We start from the raw sequence: 24,185 nt of genomic DNA on the forward strand, positions 1-24,185 counted from the left end.
AGCTTGATCATTTTCGAGCTGTAACTCATTTTTTCATTCCTTGATAACTAGAACAGGCGGGGGCCCCTGGCGCATTCTTGAAGGTACGGGGCATGAAACCCGCGGGATCGTCGTAGCGGCAGCCGCACCAGCTTACTGAAATTTCAACGTTGAAATTGAAAGGATCTTGAAGAGAAAAGGGCATCCTTACCGGATCTGTAACGGTCATGGGTTTCGTTCAGGATAGTGAACGATTGGCCTGGTCAACTCGGTCAACTAGTCAACGAACTTTGGAACCCAGCCACTAACGAGATCCGGCGGGTTCTTTGCCCCGTGTCTATCCGAAATGCCCAGGGTCCCCAGCGGCTTTTCGATTCATAGGGCAAATGCACTGGTGAACAGCAGTTCACCCGGTTCACCTGTTCACTAAGCTGTGCACCTTTCCGCTGACTCGGTCACGCGGGTTTCCTACCCCGTACCTTCAAGAGTGCTCCAGGGTCCCCACTATCGAACTAAAGCTAAGAGCATGACCCGCATCGCTTGGCTGGAGGAGCAATACTAATGGGGCTAGGGGGATAGCATAATAAAACTGTGTTACGGGTGTTACGCGTGTTACATATGTCAATAAGTGCATGATTTTAAATGATTTGTATGGCGTTACACTGCTGTGGCTGGTTTGCCGGTATGCGTGTTACATGGCAAATAGGTGTTACATCAATGAATGCCTTGGGATGAGCTGTTTGTAATAATACGGCGTGTGTCATCGAACTAGGGGCTTTCGCTTAGAAGGGCCGCTACCGAACAGTTACGCAGGGTTAGCGGCTCTTCCTTGACGCCTGGAGGCGTCTACAGAAGAAGGGACGATTCACTTTGTAGCCGATGGTTGCGAAGACTTTGTTGATTGTGTTTTCGCTGATGGTTGGGTTCTTCGCTCCCACACCGGGGAAAAGCCAACGACTCCGCCCCGTTAAACTGTGCAGATCCCTCAAAGCTGTAACTGCTTGATGGGGAAGGGGGCATACAAAATCCCGGCGCATCTTCATCTTGGCAGCAGGCGTCGTCCAAATTGCCTTCTCAAGGTCGAACTCTTTCCATTCGGCCAAGCGAACCATGCCTGGTCGGGAAGCCGTCCAGATACAAAGCCATGCGGCGGTGCGTGCCGTCAGTCTGCTCGGAGTGTTTTTGAGTGCTTGGAGGAACTCAGCCAGTTCAGGCTCTAGTAAGTGTGGATGCTGCTGAGTCTTGGGTGCCTGGGCGGCAATATCGCGAAGTCGGCTACCTGGATCGTTTTCGGTGAGTCCTAAACCAATCGCTCGGCCGAAGATTTGGTTGATCCAGGTGCGGCACTTTTCTGCCACGTTGTGAGCGTCTCTGGCTTCGAGGGATGCCTGGAGATCTGCACAGTCGGTACGGGTGATTTCGTCGAGGGGCTTATCTCCCAATGCCGGGAGTATGTCCTTGTCGAGGTAGGTGCGAATTTTGTGAAGGGTGGAGGGTGCGAGGCCCTTTTCTTCCTTGGCCTTGAGCCAAGCTTCAGCAGCAGCTCTAAACGTTCGGGCCTTGGCCGCATCGATTGCAGCTTTAGCGGATCGTTTCTGCTCAAGGGGATCGGCGCCGCTACTCACTACTTTGCGTAGATCGGCAGCTTTGTCTCTTGCCAGCGCACCACTGACCTCTGGGTAACCCCCGAGCCCCATCCAAGCCCAATTGCCTGCCGGACGTTTGTAGCGGAGCTGCCAGGATTTACCACCATCAGGTTTGACCCTGAAGTAGAGGCCGTTTCCGTCTAGCTCCCGGTATTCCTTTGACTCCGGCTCCAGCCCTGCAAGCGTCGTGTCGGCGAGAGGGCGGCGCTTGATATCTGCGCGCTTCATCCTTGTATCCCAAAGTTAGGTATTTTTCTCAGGATACAAGTAGGGATACAGGGATACAACGGATAAGGGGATACAGAGGTAGATAGCCAGACACAAAAAATCTATGGTCACCCCCATTTTTGCAATACTGATTAACGGGTGGTGTGGTTGGCTTGCTTAAATCTATCCGGCGTCTGTTTGGGGCATGCCCCAGCGCCACGATGAGAGTCGCGCCTGACGATCCTTAAAAACCGGTCGGCTTCTGAAGCCGATTTTTATGTCAGGATCTTCGCCAGGCCGGTGTGCCGTTCACATCATCTGTTGTTCAGCTATCGCAAAACCTGAAGGGTGAATCGTGGTACTGCAACAACTGCAGGGTCAGGCGTTCAAAGCGTCTGGCCCTGCTTCATATTGCGTATGGCGAGCGGCTATCGCCCAAGCGATACGCGCCAGTTTGTTAGCCAGGGCACAGGCCACGACATTTGAATGTCGTCGACTGAGCAAGGTTTTAACCCAGTCAGCCAGAGCGCCTTTCTGGTGATCCAGCCTCTGCATATAGACCCTGGAACACTGCACCAACAGTTGTCGCAGATGCTTGTCACCCCGCTTGCTGATCCCCAGCAGATTGGCCTTGCCGCCCGTACTGTACTGCCTGGGCACTAAGCCAACGGAGGCGGCAAAGTCGCGACCGCATCGGTACTGTTTACCATCGCCCATCTCCACAGCCAGCAGGCTGGCGGTGATCGGGCCGACACACGGCATGCTCAGCAAACGACTGCCCAGATCATCGTTGGCCAGTTGGCCCGCCAGTTCTTTATCCAGCGCTTTGATTTGCTCATCCAGATAGACGAAGTGATCGTGCAGGCGCTGCAATAAGACCGTCAGACGAACGGGTAATTCGTGCTCGGCCAAAACGCTCGCCAAACGCTTCATGATGGCCAATCCCTTGGGCAGGCTGATTCCAAACTCCAACAGAAAACCGTGCATCTGATTAGCCGTTTTGGTGCGGTCATGCACCAATGATTCGCGCATCCGATGCAGCACAGACAGGGTTTGCTGGGATTCGGTTTTAGGCGTAACGAAGCGCATGGATGGGCGGGAAGCGGCTTCACAGATCGCCTCAGCGTCGACGAAGTCATTTTTGTTGCCCTTGACGAAGGGCTTAACGAACTGCGGGGAAATCAGCTTGGCCGTGTGTCCCATCGCCATCAGTTGGCGAGCGACAAAATGCGACCCTGCACAGGCCTCCATCACCACGACACAGCTCGGCACATTGCCGAAAAACTGCATCATCTGCGCTCGTGAGCATTTTTTGCGAAACACCTCGCGGCCCGACTTATCCTGGCCGTGCAGGTGGAAAGTATGTTTGCCGAGATCGATACCGATCAGTGCTGACTCGCTCATGATGATGGCCTCCGAAAACAAAACACCCCGTGAAAGCGTAGCCCTCACAGGGTGTTGGGGGTGACCATCTCATTAACCGGCTCAAGTGGCCGGTTTCTCTGTTGCTGAGAGTCTGGTAGAGACTTTCAGATACTGCTATATGGTGCCCCGAGGGAGACTCGAACTCCCACTCCTTTCGAAAACGGATTTTGAATCCGCCGCGTCTACCAATTCCGCCATCAGGGCTCAATGGCGGCGAAGTATAGAGATGAGATTACCGTTGGTCAATCACGTTTCATGGTCAATTTTGACTATTTCCGCTAGACTTCCCGGCCCTGCTAGACGAACCCCATCATGCGCGTTGCTGACTTTACTTTTGAGCTCCCTGATTCGCTGATCGCCCGCCACCCTTTGGCCGAGCGTCGCGCCAGTCGACTGCTGACCCTGGACGGGCTCAGCGGTGCCCTCGCACACCGTCAATTCACTGATTTGCTTGAGCATTTGCGCCCAGGCGATTTGATGGTGTTCAACAATACCCGGGTGATTCCGGCGCGGCTGTTTGGCCAGAAAGCTTCCGGCGGCAAGCTGGAAATTCTGGTGGAGCGGGTGCTGGACAGCCATCGCGTGCTGGCCCACGTGCGCTCCAGCAAGTCGCCGAAACCGGGTTCGACTCTGCTGATCGATGGCGGTGGCGAGGCCGAGATGGTGGCGCGTCATGATGCGTTGTTCGAGCTCAAGTTTGCCGAGGAAGTGTTGCCGCTGCTGGAGCGCGTCGGCCATATGCCGTTGCCTCCTTATATAGACCGCCCCGACGAAGATGCGGACCGCGAGCGCTATCAGACGGTGTATTCCCAGCGCCTTGGTGCCGTCGCGGCGCCGACGGCCGGGCTGCATTTCGACCAGCCGCTGCTGGATGCGATCGCCGCCAAGGGCGTCGAGAGCGCGTATGTGACCCTGCACGTGGGGGCCGGCACGTTTCAGCCGGTGCGTGTGGATAACATCGAAGACCACCATATGCACAGCGAATGGCTGGAAGTCAGCCAGGACGTCGTGGATGCAGTCAACGCGTGCAAGGCGCGCGGCGGGCGGGTGATTGCCGTGGGCACCACCAGCGTGCGTTCCCTGGAAAGCGCGGCGCGTGATGGCGTGCTCAAGCCGTTCAGTGGCGACACCGATATCTTTATTTACCCAGGCCGGCCGTTTCATGTGGTCGATGCGCTGGTGACCAACTTCCATTTGCCGGAATCCACGCTGTTGATGCTGGTGTCGGCATTTGCCGGTTATCCGGAAACCATGGCTGCTTATCAGGCTGCCATCGACAATGGATACCGTTTTTTCAGCTACGGTGATGCGATGTTTATCACCCGTAATCCGGCGCCACGCGGCCCAGAGGAACAACTATGAGTCGTATGTCGTTTGAATTGCTGGCCACTGACGGCAAAGCCCGTCGCGGTCGTCTGACCTTTCCGCGCGGTACGGTAGAGACCCCGGCGTTCATGCCGGTCGGCACCTACGGCACCGTCAAAGGCATGCTGCCGCGCGATATCGTCGCCACCGGCGCCGAAATCATCCTCGGCAACACCTTCCACCTGTGGCTGCGCCCGGGCACGGAAGTGATCAAGAAGCACGGCGACCTGCATGACTTCATGAAGTGGCAAGGCCCGATCCTCACTGACTCGGGTGGTTTCCAGGTGTTCAGCCTGGGCGCCATGCGCAAGATCAAGGAGGAGGGCGTGACCTTCGCCTCGCCGGTCGACGGTTCCAAAGTGTTCATGGGCCCGGAAGAGTCGATGCAGGTCCAGCGCGACCTGGGCTCCGACATCGTGATGATTTTCGACGAATGCACGCCGTACCCGGCCGATGAAGACGTCGCGCGGGTTTCCATGGAGTTGTCGCTGCGTTGGGCCCAGCGCTCGAAGAACGCCCACGGCGACAACACTGCGGCGCTGTTCGGTATCGTCCAGGGCGGCATGCATGAAAGTCTGCGCAAGCGCTCGCTGGAAGGCTTGGACAAGATCGGCTTCGACGGCCTGGCCATCGGCGGTCTGTCGGTGGGTGAGCCCAAGCACGAGATGATCAAGGTGCTGGATTACCTGCCAGGCCTGATGCCTGCTGACAAACCTCGTTACCTTATGGGCGTTGGCAAACCGGAGGATCTCGTAGAGGGTGTGCGCCGCGGTGTGGACATGTTCGATTGCGTGATGCCAACCCGTAATGCCCGCAATGGGCATCTGTTCATCGATACAGGCGTGCTGAAGATCCGTAACGCGTTCCATCGCCATGATGATTCGCCGCTGGATCCCACCTGTGACTGCTATACCTGCCAGAACTTCTCCCGTGCTTATCTGCACCATCTGGACAAGTGTGGGGAAATGCTGGGTAGCATGTTGAATACCATCCACAATTTGCGTCATTACCAAGTCCTGATGGCTGGTTTGCGCGAGGCTATTCAACAGGGTACATTGGCCGCCTTCGTCGATGCCTTCTATGCCAAGCGCGGGCTCCCTGTGCCGCCCTTGGACTGAGTTTTCCGACCCTAAGATTCACTATTTGCAACTGGAGTGCTAAATGAGCTTTTTTATCTCTAACGCCATGGCTGATGCCGCTGCGCCTGCTGCTGCCGGCCCTATGGGCGGTGGTTTCGAGTGGATTTTCCTGGTCGGCTTCCTGGTCATCTTCTACCTGATGATCTGGCGTCCACAGGCCAAGCGCGCCAAAGAGCAGAAAAACCTGCTCGGCAGCCTGCAGAAAGGTGACGAAGTCGTGACCACCGGCGGTATCGCGGGCAAGATCACCAAGGTTTCCGATGCTTTCGTGGTTCTGGAAGTCTCCGACACCGTCGAAATGAAGTTCCAGAAGGGCGCCATCGCCGCCACGCTGCCTAAAGGCACGCTCAAAGCGATCTGAGTAACAACTTTTACCAATCGACGGGGCGCGCAAGGCGCCCCGCGTTATAAGCGGGCGGCGTGATGCTGAACAAATACCCTCTGTGGAAATACCTACTGATCCTGGCGGTGCTGGCGATCGGTTTTATTTATTCCGCTCCCAATCTCTATCCTGATGACCCTGCGATCCAGATCTCTGGCGCCAGCACTTCGCTGAAGGTCAATCAGGCTGACCTGGAGCGCGCGAGCAAAGCGCTCACCGATGCGGGCATCCAGGTCAAAGCGGCAACGTTGGCAGCTGATGCGAAGGGCGGCTTGTTGCGCCTGACCAAGCAAGAAGACCAATTGCCGGCCAAAGACGTCGTGCGCAAGGCCATGGGTGACGACTACGTTGTCGCGCTCAACCTGGCACAGACCACGCCAAAATGGCTGCGCAGCATTGGCGCGCACCCGATGAAGCTGGGTCTGGACTTGTCCGGTGGTGTGCACTTCCTGCTGGAAGTCGACATGGACAAAGCCCTCGACGCGCGCCTGAAAGTCTACGAAGGCGACGTGAAGAGCCTGCTGCGTAAAGAGAAGTTGCGTTATCGCAGCCTGCCGCAGCTCAACGGTGCCATCCAGCTGGGCTTCTCTGACGAAGCGTCCCGCGAGCAGGCCCGTGCGCTGATCCGCAAGAACTTCAACGATTTCGACATCGTACCGGCCGACCTCAACGGTCAACCTGTACTGCGTCTGGCGATGACCCCGGCCAAGCTGGCGGAAATCCGCGAATACTCCATCAAGCAGAACTTGACCACGGTGCGTAACCGCGTCAACGAGCTGGGTGTGGCCGAGCCGATCGTTCAGCGCCAGGGCGCCAACCGCATCGTGGTTGAGCTGCCGGGCGTGCAGGATACCGCTGAAGCCAAGCGTATCCTCGGCAAGACCGCCAACCTGGAATTCCGTCTGGCCGCCGAGCCGGGTGCTTCCAAAGCCACTTCCGAGACGTTCGAGTTCCGTGAAGGCAACCGCCCTGCGGCGCAGATCGAGCGTGGCTTGATCATCACCGGCGACCAGGTGACTGACGCCAAGGCCGGTTTCGGCGAGCACGGTACGCCTGAAGTGAACATCCGCCTGGATGGCCATGGTGGCGAACTGATGAGCCGCGCCACGCGCAGCAACGTCGGGCGCAGCATGGCGGTGATCTTCATCGAGCAACGCCCGATCACCACCTACACCAAGCAAATGGTCAACGGCGTCGAGAAAGATATGCCGGTGCAGACCTTCAAGGAAGAGAAGAAGATCATCAGCCTGGCGACCATCCAGTCGCCGCTGGGTGCTCAGTTCCGCATCACCGGCCTGAACGGCCAGGGCGAATCGTCCGAGCTGGCCCTGCTGCTGCGTGCCGGTGGCCTGGCTGCGCCGATGTACTTCGCTGAAGAACGCACCATCGGCCCGAGCCTGGGTGCCGACAACATCACCAAGGGTATCGATGCGGCCTTGTGGGGCATGCTGTTCGTGTCGCTGTTCATCATCGCCATCTACCGCTTCTTCGGCATCATCGCCACCGTGGCCCTGGCGGGCAACATGGTGATGCTGCTGGCCTTGATGTCGTTGCTGGGCGCTACGCTGACCCTGCCAGGCATCGCCGGTATCGTCCTCACCATGGGGATGGCGGTGGACGCCAACGTGCTGATCTTCTCGCGGATTCGTGAAGAGATCGCCGCGGGCATGACCGTGCAGCGCGCAATCAACGAAGGCTTCGGCCGGGCATTTACCGCGATTCTCGACTCCAACCTGACCACATTGCTGGTCGGCGGGATTCTCTTTGCCATGGGCACCGGCCCGGTCAAAGGTTTTGCGGTGACCATGTCCCTCGGTATCTTTACCTCGATGTTCACGGCCATCATGGTGACCCGCGCAATGGTCAACCTGATCTTTGGCGGGCGTGACTTCAAGAAGTTGTGGATTTAAGGGGCTGCCATGTTACGTACAATCAACTTCATGGGCGTTCGCAATATTGCGTTCGGCGTCACCGTGCTCCTTACCGTTCTGGCGTTGTTCAGCTGGTTCCATAAGGGCCTGAACTACGGTCTGGACTTCACCGGCGGTACGCTCATTGAGCTGACCTACGAGAAGCCGGCCGACGTGACTCAGGTGCGCGAAGAGCTGGTCAAGGCCGGCTATCACGAAGCTATCGTGCAGAGCTTTGGTGCGACCACCGATCTGCTGGTGCGGATGCCGGGCGAAGACCCGCAGCTGGGTCACCAGGTTGCCGAGGCCTTGCAGAAGGTCGGCGGTGATAACCCGGCGGCGGTCAAGCGCGTCGAGTTCGTCGGCCCGCAAGTGGGTGAAGAGCTGCGCGACCAGGGCGGCCTCGGCATGCTGATGGCGCTGGTCGGCATCATGATCTACCTGGCGTTCCGCTTTCAGTGGAAGTTCGGTGTTGGCGCCATTGTCTCGCTGATCCACGACGTGGTCGTGACCGTGGGTATCCTGGCGTACTTCCAGATCACCTTCGACCTGACCGTGCTGGCCGCGGTGCTGGCGATCATTGGTTACTCGCTCAACGACACCATCGTGGTATTCGACCGGGTTCGCGAGAACTTCCGCGTACTGCGCAAGGCGACGTTGATCGAGAACATCAACATCTCCACTACCCAGACCCTGTTGCGCACCATGGCGACGTCGATCTCCACCTTGCTGGCGATCGCAGCGTTGATGATCTTCGGTGGCGACAACCTGTGGGGCTTCTCCCTGGCGCTGTTTATCGGCGTTCTGGCGGGCACCTACTCGTCGATCTACATCGCCAACGTGGTGCTGATCTGGCTGAACCTCAACAGCGAAGACCTGATCCCTCCGGCCGCGACTGGCAAGGAGGTCGACGACCGCCCTTGATGGGTGGTTGTTGATCTGCTGTTACAAAGAAGGCGCGAGTATTGAACTCGCGCCTTTTTTTTTGCTCCAAGGCTGGGTATAGCGCGGATCTTTCGGTCCGTTTGTGATGGTCAGGAGGTTCAACGTGAACAAGTCGTTACTGGTTGGTGCGGTATTGGGTGCTGTCGGTGTGACTGCCGGGGGTGCTGTTGCCACCTACAGCCTGGTAAAAAGCGGCCCTGAGTATGCGCAAGTGCTGGCGGTGCAGCCGGTGAAAACCCAGATTAAAACCCCGCGCGAGGTCTGCAAGGACGTCGCCGTGACCCGGCAGAAGCCGGTGCAGGATCAACACCAGATCGTCGGTACGGTGGTCGGTGCGCTGGCCGGTGGCCTGTTGGGCAACCAGATCGGTGGCGGTAACGGTAAGAAGCTGGCCACCGTGGCCGGTGCGGTCGGTGGCGGTTATGCCGGTAACAAGGTGCAGGAAGGCATGCAGAACCGCGATACCTACACCACCACGCAAACCCGTTGTAACACCGTCAACGACATCAGCGACAAGGTCGTCGGTTATGACGTGCGTTACACCTTGGATGGCAAGGAAGGTTCGGTGCGTATGGACCGTGACCCAGGTGGCCAGATCCCGGTCGATAAAGAGGGGCGTCTGATCCTGGGCCAGAACCAGCAATAACCCCCGGGCCTGGCACATTTCACAATGTGGGAGGGGGCTTGCCCCCGATGGCGGTGTGTCAGTCAGCCTATCTGTAGCTGAAACTCCGCTATCGGGGGCAAGCCCCCCCTCCCACAGTTGGCTTGTGGTGTTGCTGGTATTTAAGCTCACACCAAATTCCAGGCATAAAAAAAGCACCGAAGGGTGCTTTTTTGTGCTCGCTCGCTTAGCGCTTCAGCGAAGCCGGCAGGTGCGGCTGGATCGCCGTCAGCACTGCCTTGAAGCATTTGGTGTTGCCGGCTACCACGTGGCCTTTCTCCAGGAAGTCATGCCCGCCGGTGAAGTCGCTCACCAGGCCGCCGGCCTCTTGGATCAGCAGGGCGCCCGCTGCCATGTCCCACTCGGACAGGCCCGATTCCCAGAAGGCATCGAAACGACCGGCGGCGACGTAGGCCAGGTCCAGGCTGGCTGCACCGGCGCGGCGGATGCCGGCGGTCTGGCCAACCAGGGCGCGGAACATACCCAGGTAGTTGTCCAGGTTGTCCATCTGGTCGTCACGGAATGGGAAGCCGGTGCCCAGCAGGGCGCCGTCCAGGCTGGTGCGGCCGCTGACGCGCAGGCGACGACCGTTCAGTTGGGCGCCACGGCCGCGGCTGGCGGTGAATTCTTCCTGGCGAACCGGGTCCAGCACAACGGCGTGTTCCAGGCGGCCACGGTATTTGCAGGCAATGCTCACGGCAAAGTGCGGGATACCGCGCAGGAAGTTGGTGGTGCCATCCAGCGGGTCGATGATCCACAGGTAGTCTTCGCCTTCGCCGCTGCCTTTGTGCAGGCCGGTTTCTTCGCCGAGAATGCCGTGGGTCGGGTAGGCCTTGCGCAGGGCGTCGATGATTTTCTGTTCGGCGGCGCGATCCACCTCGGATACATAATCCTTGGCGTCTTTTTCGTCGACCTTGATGGTATCCAGGCGCTCGATGGAGCGGAAGATCAATTCACTGGCGCTGCGGGCGGCGCGCAGCGCGATATTCAGCATGGGCTGCATGGATGTGTCACCTAAGGTTGTTAAAGAAAGCCGAGCATTCTAGCAGAAACTTTCTTCAGGTGAAGGACGGCGTGAGCTTTCGTGGCATAACCTTAGGCTGTTCTGTAAGATTTGCTCCCCTTTCCCGTGTCCGAGAGCGCCTCCCTTGCTGCAAAACATTCGTGTCGTCTTGGTCAATACCAGTCATCCCGGCAATATCGGCGGGGTGGCGCGAGCCATGAAAAACATGGGGCTGACGCGCCTGGTGCTGGTCGAGCCGCGCGTGTTCCCGCACCACGAGGCCGATGCCCGCGCATCCGGCGCCAATGACATCCTTGAAAAAGCCCAGGTCGTCGCCACTTTGGAAGACGCATTGGTCGGCTGCAACCTGGTGCTCGGCACCAGCGCCCGCGACCGGCGCATCCCCTGGCCATTGCTCGATCCGCGTGAATGCGGGACCAAAGTGGTGGAAGAGGCCGCCGGCGGCGCTGAAATCGCCCTGGTGTTCGGCCGTGAAGACTCCGGCCTGACCAACGAAGAGCTGCAGCGATGTCATTATCATGTGCATATTCCATCAGACCCGGAGTTCAGCTCGCTGAACCTCGGGGCGGCGGTGCAGGTGTTGAGTTACGAAGTACGCATGGCCTGGCTGGCCGCTGAAGGGCAGCCGAGCAAGGTTGAGAAGGATGAAGTGGCGTCGACCAAGAGTGGCGAGTTGGCCACCATGGACGAGCTGGAGCGGTTCTATGAACACCTGGAGCAAACCCTGGTGGCCATCGAATTCCTCGATCCGGAAAAACCGCGGCACTTGATGGCGCGCCTGCGTCGTCTGTACGGACGCAGCTCGGTCAGCCGGGCGGAAATGAATATATTGCGTGGCATCCTCACGGAAACCCAGAAAGCGGCCCGTGGCGAGCTTCTTAAGCGGAAGGATTAAAAATGTTCGAGCGTTTGCGAGAAGATATCCAGAGTGTTTTCCACCGTGACCCGGCGGCGCGCAACGCCTTTGAAGTACTGACCTGCTACCCGGGCATGCATGCGATCTGGATTCATCGCCTGTCCGGTGCCTTGTGGGGCATGGGCTGGAAATGGCTGGCGCGGGTGGTGTCCAACTTTGGGCGCTGGTTGACCGGCATCGAGATTCACCCGGGCGCCAAGGTCGGCCGCCGCTTCTTTATCGACCACGGCATGGGCATCGTGATTGGCGAGACCGCCGAAATCGGTGACGACGTGACCCTGTACCAGGGCGTAACCCTGGGCGGCACCAGCTGGAACAAGGGCAAGCGTCACCCGACCCTGGAAAACGGTGTAGTGGTCGGGGCGGGCGCCAAGGTGCTGGGTCCGTTCACCGTGGGGGCAGGGGCCAAGGTCGGCTCCAATGCGGTGGTGACCAAGGCGGTGCCGCCGGGCGCAACCGTGGTCGGCATTCCGGGGCGCATCATCGTCAAGCCGGAAGTCGGCGATGAGCAGGAAGCCAAGCGCAAGGCCATGGCTGAGAAGATCGGCTTCGATGCCTACGGCGTCAGCGAAGACATGCCCGACCCGGTGGCCCGTGCCATCGGCCAGTTGCTCGACCACCTGCAGGCGGTAGATGGCAAGCTGGACGGCATGTGCGGCGCGCTGAAGGAGCTGGGCAGTAACTATTGTGCGAAAGACCTGCCTGAGCTGCGCGAAGAGGACTTCGCCGAGATCAAAGACGAAGCCGCCACCAAGGCTGGCTGAAGCCTCGCGATCACCAAAAGTCCCCTGTGGGAAGGGGCTTGCTCCCGATAGCGGTGGGGCAGTCACCCATACATTGACTGGTCCTTCGCCATCGGGAGCAAGCCCCCTCCCACAGGTTGTTCTCCATTGGTCTTGGAATTCCTGCTTGACCGCTGTTCCTTCTGTTCGTCCCCACCCCATCCTGCTATTATTTGCGCGCCCTTTTTACGGGTAATCCTGACTAAAGTACTAGGTCTTATAGTTGACTTAAATACTCGGGAATAGCATACTTGCTCCCATTCTGAAACACCTTGGTACTTGTCCATGAGACTGACTACAAAAGGCCGATACGCGGTGACCGCCATGCTTGACTTGGCTTTGCACGCGCAAACTGGGCCGGTGTCCCTGGCCGATATCTCCGAGCGCCAAGGCATTTCCCTGTCCTACCTCGAGCAACTGTTCGCCAAATTGCGCCGCAGCAATCTGGTCTCCAGTGTGCGTGGGCCGGGTGGCGGCTATCAACTGTCCCGCGACATGCAGGGCATTCAGGTGGCCCAGGTGATCGACGCGGTCAACGAATCCGTCGATGCCACCAAATGCCAGGGTTTGGGTGATTGCCATGCCGGCGACACCTGCCTGACCCACCACTTGTGGTGTGACTTGAGCCTGCAGATCCATGAGTTTTTGAGTGGTATCAGCTTGGCTGATCTTGTGACTCGCCGTGAGGTGCAAGAAGTAGCCCAGCGTCAGGACCAGCGCCGTTGCAACACCAAGGCGCCGCGTCTGGACAAGATTGAAGCGTCCGCCGTCGAGTGACAGCCGAAGAGCTAACGGCACGCCAGCCAGCCTGATTTAGGAGAAAGTCCATGAAATTGCCGATTTACCTTGATTACTCAGCGACCACCCCGGTTGACCCGCGTGTCGCGCAAAAGATGAGCGAATGCCTGCTGGTTGACGGAAACTTCGGCAACCCGGCGTCGCGTTCCCACGTATTCGGCTGGAAAGCCGAAGAAGCGGTTGAAAACGCTCGTCGCCAAGTCGCCGACCTGGTGGGTGCAGATCCACGCGAAATCGTCTGGACCTCCGGTGCCACCGAATCCGACAACCTGGCAATCAAGGGCGCCGCGCATTTCTACGCGACCAAAGGCAAGCACCTGATCACCACCAAGATCGAGCACAAGGCGGTCCTCGACACCATGCGCCAACTGGAGCGTGAAGGGTTCGAAGTCACCTACATCGAGCCGACCACCGACGGTATCGTGACGCCGGCGATGATCGAAGCGGCCATGCGTGAAGACACCATCCTGGTTTCCGTGATCCACGTGAACAACGAAATCGGCACCATCAACGACATCGCTGCCATCGGCGAGCTGACCCGCTCCAAAGGTGTGTTGCTGCACGTCGACGCGGCTCAGTCCACCGGCAAGGTCGACATCGACCTGTCGAAGCTGAAAGTCGACCTGATGTCGTTCTCGGCGCACAAAACCTACGGCCCAAAAGGCATCGGCGCCCTGTACGTGAGCCGCAAGCCTCGCGTGCGTATCGAAGCCACCATGCACGGCGGCGGTCACGAGCGCGGCATGCGTTCGGGCACCCTGGCGACTCACCAGATCGTCGGCATGGGCGAAGCGTTCCGTATCGCCAAGGAAGAAATGGCTGCCGAAAACGTGCGTATCAAGGGCCTGAGCGATCGCTTCTACAAGCAGGTCGAAAACCTTGAAGAGCTGTACATCAACGGCAGCATGACTGCCCGTGTACCGCACAACCTGAATTTGAGCTTCAACTACGTCGAAGGCGAGTCGCTGATCATGGCGCTCAAGGACCTGGCGGTTTCGTCCGGTTCGGCCTGCACCTCGGCCTCCCTTGAGCCGTCCTACGTGCTGCGCGCCCTGGGCCGCAACGACGAACTGGCGCACAGCTCGATCCGCTTTACGTTTGGCCGTTTCACCACCGAAGAAGAAGTCGACTACGCCGCGCAGAAAGTCTGCGAGGCCGTCACCAAGCTGCGCACCTTGTCGCCGCTGTGGGACATGTACAAAGACGGCATCGACATTTCCAAGATCGAGTGGGCGGCACACTAACTATAGAAGCCGCCACCCCAGCTCTGTAGGAACGTGGCGGAAAACGCAGACGTTTTTACAGGGTTCCAGAGCGGCCCTGATGAGTGAGGATTCAGTACCATGGCTTACAGCGAAAAGGTCATCGACCACTACGAAAACCCGCGCAACGTCGGCAAGATGGACGCGGAAGACCCTGATGTCGGCACCGGCATGGTCGGCGCTCCGGCGTGCGGCGATGTGATGCGCCTGCAGATCAAGGTCAACGAACAAGGCATCATCGAAGACGCCAAGTTCAAGACTTACGGCTGCGGTTCGGCCATCGCCTCCAGCTCCCTGGCGACCGAGTGGATGAAAGGCAAGACTCTGGATGAAGCAGAGACCATCAAGAACACTCAGCTGGCCGAAGAACTGGCCTTGCCGCCAGTGAAGATTCACTGCTCCGTACTCGCAGAAGACGCCATCAAGGCGGCCGTTCGCGACTACAAGCAGAAGAAAGGCTTGATCTAAAGCATTTGGCGACGAGTAAGGAGTCAACGATGGCTATCAGCATGACAGAAGCGGCTGCGCGGCACGTGCGACGCTCCCTGGATGGGCGCGGTAAAGGTGAGGGGATTCGTCTGGGTGTTCGCACCACGGGCTGTTCCGGCCTTGCCTATGTGCTGGAGTTCGTCGACGAGGTAGTGGCGGAAGATCAGGTGTTCGAAAGTCACGGCGAGAAAGTGATCATCGACCCGAAAAGCCTGACCTACCTGGACGGCACCGAACTCGATTTCGTCAAGGAAGGGTTGAACGAAGGCTTCAAGTTCAACAACCCCAACGTGCGCGGTGAATGTGGCTGCGGCGAAAGCTTCAACATCTGAGGCTACTTGTGGGCACTCCTTGTCATTTCGCTTTATTCGAGTTGCAACCGAGCTTTCGGCTGGACCTCGAGCAGCTTGCCACGCGCTACCGTGAATTGGCGCGTGGCGTGCATCCGGACCGCTTTGCCGACGCTTCCGAGCGTGAACAGCGCCTGGCGCTGGAGCAGTCGGCCAGCCTCAACGAAGCCTATCAGACCCTCAAAAGCCCCCCCAAGCGCGCGCGTTACCTGCTCGCGATGAACGGTGGTGAGTTGCCGCTGGAAGTCACGGTGCATGATCCGGACTTTCTGATGCAGCAGATGCAGTGGCGCGAGGAACTCGAAGACTTGCAGGACGAAGCCGATCTGGCGGGTGTCGCAGTCTTCAAGCGGCGTCTGAAAGTGGCCCAGGATGAGCTCAACGAAAGCTTCGCAGCCTGTTGGGACGATGCAGCGCAACGTGAGCAGGCCGAACGCCTGATGCGGCGCATGCAGTTCCTCGACAAGCTCTCCTACGAAGTGCGCCAGTTAGAAGAGCGCCTCGACGATTAACCCAGCGCTGCCCCTGTTGCACGCCTGAAAGACAGATAAGACCTGATTACCATGGCCCTACTGCAGATCGCCGAACCCGGCCAAAGTCCTCAACCGCACCAGCGTCGCCTGGCGGTCGGGATTGACTTGGGCACCACCAATTCCCTGGTCGCCGCCTTGCGCAGCGGCCTGTCCGAGCCGTTGCCCGATGCTGATGGCCAGGTGATCCTGCCGTCGGCGGTGCGCTATCACGCCGATCGCACTGAAGTCGGTGAGTCGGCCAAGCTGGCGGCGTCCACCGACCCGTTGAACACCGTGCTGTCGGTCAAGCGCTTGATGGGTCGTGGGTTGTCCGACGTCAAGCAATTGGGCGATCAACTGCCGTACCGCTTTGTCGGCGGCGAGTCGCACATGCCGTTCATCGACACCGTCCAGGGCCCGAAAAGCCCGGTGGAAGTGTCGGCCGATATCCTCAAGGTGCTGCGCCAGCGCGCAGAGACCACCCTGGGCGGCGAACTGGTGGGGGCGGTGATCACCGTGCCGGCGTATTTCGACGACGCCCAGCGCCAGGCGACCAAGGACGCGGCGAAACTCGCCGGCCTGAACGTACTGCGCCTGCTCAATGAGCCGACCGCGGCCGCCGTGGCCTATGGCCTCGACCAGCAGGCCGAAGGCCTGGTCGCCATTTACGACCTGGGCGGCGGTACCTTTGATATTTCGATCCTGCGCCTGACCGGCGGGGTCTTCGAGGTGTTGGCCACCGGCGGCGATACTGCCCTGGGCGGCGATGACTTCGACCATGCGATCGCGCGCTGGATCATCAGCAGTGCCGGTTTGTCCGATGACCTGGACCCGGGCGAGCAGCGCCATCTGCTGCAAACCGCCTGCGCCGCCAAAGAAGCCCTGACTGACGCGGCCTCTGTTGACGTTTCCTACGGCAATTGGTCGGCCCAGTTGACCCGCGAAGCCTTCGATGCGCTGATCGAGCCGATGGTCGCCCGCAGCCTCAAAGCCTGTCGCCGCGCTGTGCGTGACTCCGGCGTAGAACTCGAAGACGTGGCTGCCGTGGTCATGGTCGGTGGTTCGACCCGTGTGCCGCGCGTGCGCGAAGCCGTTGCCGAAGCGTTCGGTCGTCAGCCGCTGACAGAAATCGACCCGGATCAAGTGGTGGCCATTGGTGCTGCGATCCAGGCCGATACCCTGGCGGGCAACAAGCGCGACGGTGGCGAACTGTTGCTGCTCGACGTGATTCCGCTGTCCCTGGGCCTGGAAACCATGGGCGGCCTGATGGAGAAGGTGATTCCGCGCAACACCACCATCCCCGTCGCCCGCGCCCAGGACTTCACCACCTACAAAGACGGCCAGACGGCCATGATGATTCATGTGCTGCAGGGCGAGCGCGAGCTGATCAGCGACTGCCGCTCCCTGGCGCGCTTCGAATTGCGCGGTATCCCGGCGATGGTCGCGGGCGCGGCGAAGATTCGCGTGACCTTCCAGGTCGACGCCGATGGCCTGCTCAGTGTGGCTGCGCGTGAATTGGGCTCGGGCGTTGAGGCCAGCATCCAAGTCAAGCCGTCCTACGGCCTGACCGACGGCGAAATCGCCAAGATGCTCAAGGATTCGTTCCAGTATGCCAGTGACGACAAGGTCGCCCGCGTGCTGCGCGAGCAGCAAGTCGATGCCCAGCGCCTGCTCGAAGCGGTGCAGGGCGCCCTGGATGTCGACGGCGAACGCCTGTTGGATGCCGAAGAACGCATGGTCATCGACCTGCAGATGCAGGAACTCGCCGAATTGATGAAAGGCTCCGATGGCTATGCCATCGAGCAGCAGACCAAGCGCCTGTCGCAAGTGACCGATGCCTTCGCTGCCCGCCGCATGAACCAGACGGTAAAAGCTGCCCTGGCGGGCCGCAACCTGAATGAAATTGAGGAATAATTGATGCCGCAGGTCATTTTTCTGCCACACGCCGAGCATTGCCCGGACGGTATGGTCGTGGAGGCTGAGACCGGCAAGTCCATCCTCGAAGTTGCCCATGACAACCACATCGAGATCGAAAGTGCCTGCGGCGGTGTCTGCGCTTGCACCACTTGTCACTGCATCATTCGCGAGGGTTTCGACTCTCTGGAAGAAGCTGACGAGTTGGAAGAAGACTTTCTTGACCGTGCCTGGGGCCTGGAGCCGACTTCTCGCCTAAGCTGTCAGGCCAAGGTCGGGACCGAAGACATCACCGTCGAAATTCCGAAATATTCGCTCAACCATGCGGCCGAAGCGCCGCATTGATTCAAGGAAGTGTCATGAGTCTTAAATGGGTTGATGTGCAAGAGATCGCTATCCTGTTGGCCGATGGCAATCCGGATATGGATCCCTACTCGCTGAACTTTGTCGCTTTGCGTGACATGGTCATGGCTTTGCCTGGGTTTGACGATGAGCGCGACCGCGGCGGTGAAAAGGTCCTGGAAGCGATCCAGACTGCCTGGAAAGAAGAACAGGACTGACGCCTCCTTTACGCAGTTAGGCAATACCCAAGAACCCGCGTATAATTCGCGGGTTTAATTTTTCGCAAATTACCGTTTCTGGAGTTACACCATGGCTGTTCAACGTACTTTCTCCATCATCAAGCCTGACGCTGTTGCAAAAAACGTCATCGGCGAGATCACCACTCGTTTCGAAAAAGCCGGCCTGAAGGTTGTAGCCTCGAAACTCAAGCAACTGTCCAAGGCTGAAGCTGAAGGCTTCTACGCTGAGCACAGCGCTCGTGGCTTCTTCGGCGACCTGGTTGCCTTCATGATCTCCGGTCCTGTTGTCGTTCAGGTTCTGGAAGGCGAAAACGCTATCGCTCTGAACCGTGAGCTGATGGGCGCTACCAACCCTAAAGAAGCAGCTGCCGGCACCATCCGTGCTGATTTCGCTGATTCCATCGACGCCAACGCTGTACACGGTTCGGACTCCGAAGCCGCTGCTGCCCGCGAAATTTCGTACTTCTTCGCAGCTACTGAAGTAACCACTCGCTAAGCATTGGCTTAAGAGTGAAGGTGAATCCATGACTACATCGACTGTAAAAACCAACCTGCTGGGTCTGACTCAACAGGAAATGGAAAAATTCTTCGACTCGATCGGGGAGAAGCGTTTCCGTGCCGGTCAGGTAATGAAATGGATTCACCACTTTGGCGTCGATGATTTCGACGCCATGACGAACGTCAGCAAGGCCCTGCGCGACAAGCTCAAGGCTATTGCCGAGGTCCGTGGTCCCGAAGTTGTCAGCGAGGACATCTCCAGCGACGGCACCCGTAAGTGGGTGGTGCGCGTGGCGTCCGGCAGCTGCGTCGAGACCGTCTACATTCCCCAGGGCAAACGTGGCACCTTGTGCGTTTCGTCCCAGGCAGGCTGTGCCCTGGACTGCAGTTTCTGCTCCACCGGCAAGCAAGGCTTCAATAGCAACCTCACCGCCGCCGAAGTCATCGGCCAGGTGTGGATTGCCAACAAATCCTTTGGCAGCGTCCCGGCGACCGTCGACCGTGCCATCACCAACGTGGTGATGATGGGCATGGGTGAGCCGCTGCTGAACTTCGACAACGTGATCGCGGCCATGCACCTGATGATGGACGACCTGGGTTACGGCATCTCCAAGCGCCGTGTGACCCTGTCGACCTCCGGCGTGGTGCCGATGATCGATGAGCTGTCCAAGCACATCGACGTCTCCCTGGCGTTGTCGCTGCACGCACCCAATGACGCATTGCGTAACCAATTGGTGCCGATCAACAAGAAGTATCCGCTTAAGATGCTGCTTGAATCTTGCCAGCGCTACATGTCGTCCCTGGGCGAAAAGCGCGTGCTGACCATCGAGTACACCTTGCTCAAGGACATCAACGACAAGGTCGAACACGCGATCGAGATGATCGAGTTGCTCAAGAACATCCCGTGCAAGATCAACCTGATTCCGTTCAACCCGTTTCCCCATTCTGGCTATGAGCGGCCGAGCAACAACGCCATCCGCCGTTTCCAGGATCAACTGCACCAGGCCGGCTTCAACGTCACCGTGCGTACCACCCGTGGTGAAGACATCGACGCCGCCTGTGGCCAATTGGTAGGACAGGTGCTGGATCGCACCCGTCGCAGCGAACGTTATATCGCCGTGCGCGAACTGAGCGCCGCCGACGATGTGCCGCAAAGCGCCGCGACTCGAACCTGAGAGAGGATCTCTATGCCCTTGCGCCTTGCGCTGCTTTTGCTTGTTACCGGTCTCGCGACCGGTTGTGTTTCATCGGGCTATGACAGCCCTTTGCAAACCGGCAAGGGCCGCGAAGAGGCGCGAGTGGCTTATGTGCAACTGGGCTTGGGTTACCTGCGCCAGGGCATGAGCGAGCAGGCCAAGGTGCCGTTGAAAAAGGCCCTTGAACTCGACGGCGACGATGCCGAGGCCAATGGCGCACTCGCCCTGGTGTTCCAGGCCCAGGCCGAGCCTGAGTTGGCCGAGCAGTATTTCAGCAAGGCCCTGGTTTCCCGTCCTGCCGATCCCCGGCTGCTGAACAACTACGGCAGCTTCCTGTTCGAGCAGAAACGCTATGACCAGGCTTCCCGTTATTTCCAGCAAGCCAGCGCCGATACCCTCTACCCAGAGCGGTCGCGCGTGTTCGAGAACCTTGGGGTGGCCTCCAAGCGTCTCGGCCAGCGTGACATCGCGCGCCAACACCTGGAAAAAGCCCTGCACCTGAACAGTCGCCAGCCTCGCGCTTTGCTCGAAATGGCTGAGTTGTCTTACGAAGACAGGCATTATGTGCCGGCACGTGACTATTACGAACGTTTTAGCCTGCTCAGCGGGCAAAATGCACGTAGTCTATTGCTCGGTGTGCGCCTGGCGACGGTTCATGAAGAACGCGACACGGCCGCACGTTATGGCCAGCAACTCGAACGACTCTATCCCGGTACGCCGGAATATCAGCAATACCTGTCGGAGCAATGATGAAAGCGGCGCACCCGGAAGTTGTAGCAGCTAATCGCGTAAACCCAGGCGACACCTTGCGTCAGGCCCGCGAAAGCAATGGTTGGTCGCTGGCGGAAGTGGCCCTCAAGCTCAATTTGACCACCACGTCCCTGGGCAACCTGGAAGCCGGCGCGTTCGACAAGCTGCCTGGGCATACCTTCGCCCGCGGCTATATCCGCGCCTACGCCAAATTGTTGGGTATCGACCAGGCCATCTTGGTCCAGCAATTCGACCAGGTCACCGGCACCGACTCCCAGGGCAGCAACGTCCATGGCCTGGGGCGCATCGAAGAGCCGGTGCGGGTGTCCCACACGATCCTGCGTATCGTCAGCCTGTTGCTGCTGATCGCCGTGATTGGTGGCGGTTTCGTCTGGTGGCAGGACCAGGCCTCCCAGCGCACCAAGGACCTGACCAGCAACGCCATGGAGCACGTCGAAGTCGAAAGCGCCGACGGCACCACGCAGATTCACCCGTTGGACGAGCCGGAAGACCAGGCTGTCGCCGAAGGCCAGGCTGCGCCCGAAGCACCAGTGACGGCCGAGCAACCCGCGGCGGAATCGCCCCCGGCGGCCACCACTGCTGCGGTGCCGGCTCCAGCCGTACCGGCGCACGCCCCGGTCGTACCGGCTGCACCGGCGCACACTCCGGTGGCGCCTGTGGCGCAAGCCACCGCCCCGGTCGCTCCCGTGCAGGCGCCAGCGCCTGCCGCCGCCCCGACGGCCCCCGCGATTTCGCCGCCGACCACTCCCGTGTTGATCGCCGGTGACGGGCACGTACAAATTACCTTCGTTGCTGACTGCTGGACGCAACTCAGCGATGGCAATGGCAAAGTGCTGTTTAGCGGTCTGAAGCGTAAGGGAGATACGCTCGACCAGGGCGGCAAGCCTCCTTTGACGCTGCGTCTGGGCTTTGCCCGTGGCGCGCAAGTGGCCTACAACGGCCAGCCTGTCGACGTAGCGCCGTTCACCAGTGGCGAAACTGCTCGCCTGAAGTTGGGACAATAGTCATGCACGGCGAATCTCCAATCAAACGTCGCGTATCGCGCAAGATCTGGGTCGGCTCGGTGCCGGTGGGTGGCGACGCCCCCATCGCGGTACAGAGCATGACCAACAGCGACACTAACGATGTCGCTGCCACCGTCGCCCAGATCAACCGTCTGGAAGCCGCCGGCGTCGACATCGTGCGGGTTTCCGTACCGGATATGGATGCCGCCGAAGCCTTCGGCCGCATCAAGCAACTGGTCAAGGTGCCGCTGGTTGCCGACATCCACTTCGACTACCGGATCGCTTTGCGCGTGGCCGAACTGGGCGTCGATTGCCTGCGCATCAACCCGGGCAACATCGGTCGCGAAGACCGTGTGCGCGCAGTGGTGGATGCTGCCCGTGATCGCGGGATTCCGATCCGCATCGGCGTCAACGCCGGTTCCCTGGAAAAAGACCTGCAAAAAAAATACGGCGAGCCGACCCCGGCCGCGCTGGTTGAATCGGCGCTGCGCCACGTTGAACACCTTGAGCGTCTGAACTTCCAGGACTTCAAGGTCAGCGTAAAGGCCTCCGACGTGTTCATGGCGGTAGAAGCCTACCGCCTGCTGGCCAAGGAAATCGTGCAGCCGCTGCACCTGGGTATCACTGAAGCGGGCGGTTTGCGCTCAGGCACAGTGAAATCTGCGGTGGGTCTCGGTATGCTGCTCGCCGAAGGGATTGGCGATACTATCCGCATCTCCCTGGCGGCAGACCCGGTAGAGGAAGTGAAGGTCGGTTACGACATTCTCAAATCCCTGCATTTGCGTTCCCGTGGCATCAACTTCATTGCCTGCCCGAGCTGCTCGCGGCAGAACTTCGACGTGGTGAAAACCATGAACGAACTGGAAGGGCGCCTCGAAGACCTGCTGGTGCCGCTGGATGTCGCGGTAATCGGTTGTGTGGTCAACGGCCCGGGTGAAGCCAAGGAAGCCCATATCGGCTTGACCGGCGGTACGCCGAACCTGATTTACATCGACGGCAAGCCGTCGCAGAAACTGACGAATGACAATCTGGTGGATGAGCTCGAAAGACTGATCCGCCAGAAAGCGGCCGAAAAGGTCGAGGCTGACGCTGCAGTTATCGCGCGCGGCTGATCCAGCGAATTTAAGGAATAGATGTGAGCAAGTCTCTGCAAGCCATTCGTGGCATGAACGACATCCTTCCGGAGCAGACGCCGCTGTGGCGCTACTTCGAGAACACCGTTGCGCGTCTGCTGGATAACTACGGTTACAAACAGATCCGTATGCCGATCGTCGAGTTCACCGAGCTGTTCAAGCGTTCCATCGGTGAAGTGACCGACATCGTTGAAAAAGAGATGTACACCTTCGAAGACCGCAACGGTGATTCCCTGACCTTGCGTCCGGAAGGCACCGCCGCGTGCGTGCGCGCCGTGCTCGAGCATGGCCTCACCGGCGGTGGCCAGCCGCAGAAGCTGTGGTACATCGGGCCGATGTTCCGCCACGAGCGCCCGCAGAAAGGCCGTTATCGCCAGTTCCACCAGATCGGCCTGGAAGTGTTCAACCTCGACGGTCCGGACATCGACGCCGAACTGATCGTGCTGACCTGGCGCCTGTGGGGCCTGCTGGGCATCCGCGATGCGGTCAAGCTTGAACTCAACAGCCTGGGCACCAGTGAGTCCCGGGGCCGATATCGCATCGCCCTGGTCGAGTACCTGTCTGCCCACCTGGACAAGTTGGACGAAGACAGCCAGCGCCGTCTGAAAACCAACCCGTTGCGCGTCCTCGATACCAAGAACGCCGACACGCAGGCCGTGCTGGTCAATGCGCCGAAGATGGCCGATTACCTGGACGACGAATCCCGCACCCACTTCGAGGGGCTCAAGGCGCGCCTGGAAGCCGTCGGGATTCCTTACGTGATCAACCCGAAACTGGTGCGCGGCCTCGATTACTACAGCAAGACCGTGTTCGAGTGGGTCACCGACAAGCTCGGCGCCCAGGGCACCGTGTGTGCCGGTGGCCGTTATGATGGCCTGGTCGAGCAGATGGGCGGCAAGCCGACCCCCGGCGTGGGTTTTGCCATGGGTATCGAGCGCCTGATCCTGCTGCTGGAAACCCTGGAACAGGTTCCGGAAGAAATCTCCCGTCAGGTGGATGTGTACCTGTGCGCCTTTGGCGAGGCCGCCGAACTGGCTGCCCTGGCCCTGAGCGAAAAAGTGCGCGACCAGTTGCCGAACCTGCGCCTGCAGATCAATGCCGGCGCCGGCAGCTTCAAGAGCCAGTTCAAGAAGGCCGACAAGAGCGGTGCGCTGTACGCACTGATCCTCGGCGATGACGAATTGGCCCAGCAAGTGATAGGTTTCAAACCCCTGCGTGGCCAGGGCGAGCAACAGAACATTGCCTTTGATGCGCTCGCCGCGCACTTGGCCACCTGCGTCGTGCAGGGTTGAA

General features: G+C 59.4%; 24 protein-coding genes, 1 tRNA gene and 1 pseudogene. 22 read left to right on the forward strand and 4 right to left on the reverse strand.

Features of this window, described 5'->3' with window-relative positions; genetic code table 11:
* Positions 1-848: 848 nt before the first annotated feature.
* The 3 genes and pseudogenes from ACVWZP_RS26160 to ACVWZP_RS26170 form a co-directional block, all read right to left on the reverse strand.
* Positions 849-1,853, reverse strand: a pseudogene (locus ACVWZP_RS26160) (tyrosine-type recombinase/integrase); the annotation flags it as partial.
* Positions 1,854-2,210: 357 nt separating this feature from the next.
* Entirely contained in the window at positions 2,211-3,236 is a 1,026-nt protein-coding gene (locus tag ACVWZP_RS26165; RefSeq protein WP_079443074.1) for an IS110 family RNA-guided transposase, read from the reverse strand.
* Positions 3,237-3,376: 140 nt separating this feature from the next.
* Positions 3,377-3,461, reverse strand: a tRNA-Leu gene (locus ACVWZP_RS26170).
* Between the two features lie 108 nt (positions 3,462-3,569).
* On the opposite strand from ACVWZP_RS26170, the gene queA reads away from it, so the two are divergent.
* The 6 genes from queA to ACVWZP_RS26200 all read left to right on the forward strand — a co-directional run bounded on the left by queA (position 3,570) and on the right by ACVWZP_RS26200 (position 9,644).
* Positions 3,570-4,619, forward strand: coding sequence for a tRNA preQ1(34) S-adenosylmethionine ribosyltransferase-isomerase QueA (queA, locus tag ACVWZP_RS26175; RefSeq protein ID WP_017846191.1), 1,050 nt, complete (start codon positions 3,570-3,572; stop codon positions 4,617-4,619).
* A 5-nt stretch (positions 4,620-4,624) separates the two neighbouring features.
* Positions 4,625-5,740 carry a tRNA guanosine(34) transglycosylase Tgt gene (gene tgt / locus ACVWZP_RS26180; RefSeq protein WP_010565220.1) on the forward strand — a complete coding sequence of 372 codons (1,116 nt, stop codon included), beginning with the start codon at positions 4,625-4,627 and terminating at the stop codon, positions 5,738-5,740.
* Between the two features lie 43 nt (positions 5,741-5,783).
* Entirely contained in the window at positions 5,784-6,122 is a 339-nt protein-coding gene (gene yajC, locus ACVWZP_RS26185) for a preprotein translocase subunit YajC (protein ID WP_003175975.1), read from the forward strand.
* Positions 6,123-6,184: 62 nt separating this feature from the next.
* Positions 6,185-8,053, forward strand: a complete 1,869-nt coding sequence (secD, locus tag ACVWZP_RS26190; protein ID WP_457370255.1) for a protein translocase subunit SecD — start codon at positions 6,185-6,187, stop codon at positions 8,051-8,053.
* A 9-nt stretch (positions 8,054-8,062) separates the two neighbouring features.
* Positions 8,063-8,977, forward strand: coding sequence for a protein translocase subunit SecF (gene secF, locus ACVWZP_RS26195; protein WP_017846188.1), 915 nt, complete (start codon positions 8,063-8,065; stop codon positions 8,975-8,977).
* A gap of 124 nt (positions 8,978-9,101) precedes the next feature.
* Complete coding sequence (locus ACVWZP_RS26200; RefSeq protein WP_017846187.1) at positions 9,102-9,644, forward strand: glycine zipper 2TM domain-containing protein; 543 nt, start codon at positions 9,102-9,104, stop codon at positions 9,642-9,644.
* A 205-nt stretch (positions 9,645-9,849) separates the two neighbouring features.
* Here ACVWZP_RS26200 and suhB read toward each other — a convergent pair whose 3' ends face one another.
* Positions 9,850-10,665, reverse strand: coding sequence for a type III secretion system regulator SuhB (gene suhB, locus ACVWZP_RS26205; RefSeq protein WP_017846186.1), 816 nt, complete (start codon positions 10,663-10,665; stop codon positions 9,850-9,852).
* Between the two features lie 145 nt (positions 10,666-10,810).
* On the opposite strand from suhB, the gene trmJ reads away from it, so the two are divergent.
* The 16 genes from trmJ to hisS all read left to right on the forward strand — a co-directional run bounded on the left by trmJ (position 10,811) and on the right by hisS (position 24,184).
* Complete coding sequence (gene trmJ / locus ACVWZP_RS26210) at positions 10,811-11,581, forward strand: tRNA (cytosine(32)/uridine(32)-2'-O)-methyltransferase TrmJ (RefSeq protein WP_003210307.1); 771 nt, start codon at positions 10,811-10,813, stop codon at positions 11,579-11,581.
* A gap of 2 nt (positions 11,582-11,583) precedes the next feature.
* The gene (gene cysE, locus ACVWZP_RS26215) at positions 11,584-12,366 is read left to right on the forward strand and encodes a serine O-acetyltransferase (protein WP_046382172.1); all 783 of its coding nucleotides are present in this window, start codon (positions 11,584-11,586) and stop codon (positions 12,364-12,366) included.
* A gap of 303 nt (positions 12,367-12,669) precedes the next feature.
* Complete coding sequence (gene iscR, locus ACVWZP_RS26220; RefSeq protein WP_003194020.1) at positions 12,670-13,161, forward strand: Fe-S cluster assembly transcriptional regulator IscR; 492 nt, start codon at positions 12,670-12,672, stop codon at positions 13,159-13,161.
* A gap of 50 nt (positions 13,162-13,211) precedes the next feature.
* Complete coding sequence (locus tag ACVWZP_RS26225; RefSeq protein WP_046382173.1) at positions 13,212-14,426, forward strand: IscS subfamily cysteine desulfurase; 1,215 nt, start codon at positions 13,212-13,214, stop codon at positions 14,424-14,426.
* A gap of 99 nt (positions 14,427-14,525) precedes the next feature.
* Positions 14,526-14,912: a Fe-S cluster assembly scaffold IscU gene (gene iscU, locus ACVWZP_RS26230; protein ID WP_003443374.1), complete on the forward strand. Its 387-nt coding sequence runs from the start codon at positions 14,526-14,528 to the stop codon at positions 14,910-14,912.
* Between the two features lie 29 nt (positions 14,913-14,941).
* Positions 14,942-15,265, forward strand: a complete 324-nt coding sequence (gene iscA, locus ACVWZP_RS26235; protein ID WP_010565230.1) for an iron-sulfur cluster assembly protein IscA — start codon at positions 14,942-14,944, stop codon at positions 15,263-15,265.
* Positions 15,266-15,273: 8 nt separating this feature from the next.
* The gene (gene hscB / locus ACVWZP_RS26240; RefSeq protein ID WP_046382174.1) at positions 15,274-15,795 is read left to right on the forward strand and encodes a co-chaperone HscB; all 522 of its coding nucleotides are present in this window, start codon (positions 15,274-15,276) and stop codon (positions 15,793-15,795) included.
* A gap of 51 nt (positions 15,796-15,846) precedes the next feature.
* Positions 15,847-17,709 (forward strand): Fe-S protein assembly chaperone HscA, encoded by a 1,863-nt coding sequence (gene hscA / locus ACVWZP_RS26245; protein ID WP_017846182.1) that lies wholly within the window; start codon positions 15,847-15,849, stop codon positions 17,707-17,709.
* A gap of 3 nt (positions 17,710-17,712) precedes the next feature.
* A complete protein-coding gene (gene fdx, locus ACVWZP_RS26250; protein ID WP_104904502.1) occupies positions 17,713-18,054 on the forward strand; it encodes an ISC system 2Fe-2S type ferredoxin in 342 nt (113 codons plus the stop codon).
* 14 nt (positions 18,055-18,068) lie between these two features.
* Positions 18,069-18,269, forward strand: a complete 201-nt coding sequence (iscX, locus tag ACVWZP_RS26255) for a Fe-S cluster assembly protein IscX (RefSeq protein ID WP_017846180.1) — start codon at positions 18,069-18,071, stop codon at positions 18,267-18,269.
* A 91-nt stretch (positions 18,270-18,360) separates the two neighbouring features.
* Positions 18,361-18,786, forward strand: a complete 426-nt coding sequence (gene ndk / locus ACVWZP_RS26260) for a nucleoside-diphosphate kinase (RefSeq protein WP_017846179.1) — start codon at positions 18,361-18,363, stop codon at positions 18,784-18,786.
* Between the two features lie 28 nt (positions 18,787-18,814).
* Positions 18,815-19,963, forward strand: coding sequence for a 23S rRNA (adenine(2503)-C(2))-methyltransferase RlmN (rlmN, locus tag ACVWZP_RS26265; protein WP_017846178.1), 1,149 nt, complete (start codon positions 18,815-18,817; stop codon positions 19,961-19,963).
* A 12-nt stretch (positions 19,964-19,975) separates the two neighbouring features.
* The gene (gene pilW, locus ACVWZP_RS26270) at positions 19,976-20,734 is read left to right on the forward strand and encodes a type IV pilus biogenesis/stability protein PilW (protein WP_457370256.1); all 759 of its coding nucleotides are present in this window, start codon (positions 19,976-19,978) and stop codon (positions 20,732-20,734) included.
* On the forward strand, positions 20,734-21,759 hold the full coding sequence (locus ACVWZP_RS26275) for a RodZ domain-containing protein (protein ID WP_457370257.1): 1,026 nt from the start codon (positions 20,734-20,736) through the stop codon (positions 21,757-21,759). Before pilW ends, ACVWZP_RS26275 begins: the two co-directional genes overlap by 1 nt.
* Before the next feature lie 2 nt (positions 21,760-21,761).
* Positions 21,762-22,871, forward strand: a complete 1,110-nt coding sequence (gene ispG, locus ACVWZP_RS26280) for a flavodoxin-dependent (E)-4-hydroxy-3-methylbut-2-enyl-diphosphate synthase (protein ID WP_017846175.1) — start codon at positions 21,762-21,764, stop codon at positions 22,869-22,871.
* A gap of 23 nt (positions 22,872-22,894) precedes the next feature.
* Positions 22,895-24,184 carry a histidine--tRNA ligase gene (hisS, locus tag ACVWZP_RS26285; RefSeq protein ID WP_457370258.1) on the forward strand — a complete coding sequence of 430 codons (1,290 nt, stop codon included), beginning with the start codon at positions 22,895-22,897 and terminating at the stop codon, positions 24,182-24,184.
* Position 24,185: the final 1 nt, after the last annotated feature.

It is taken from the genome of Pseudomonas sp. TE36184, assembly GCF_054060055.1.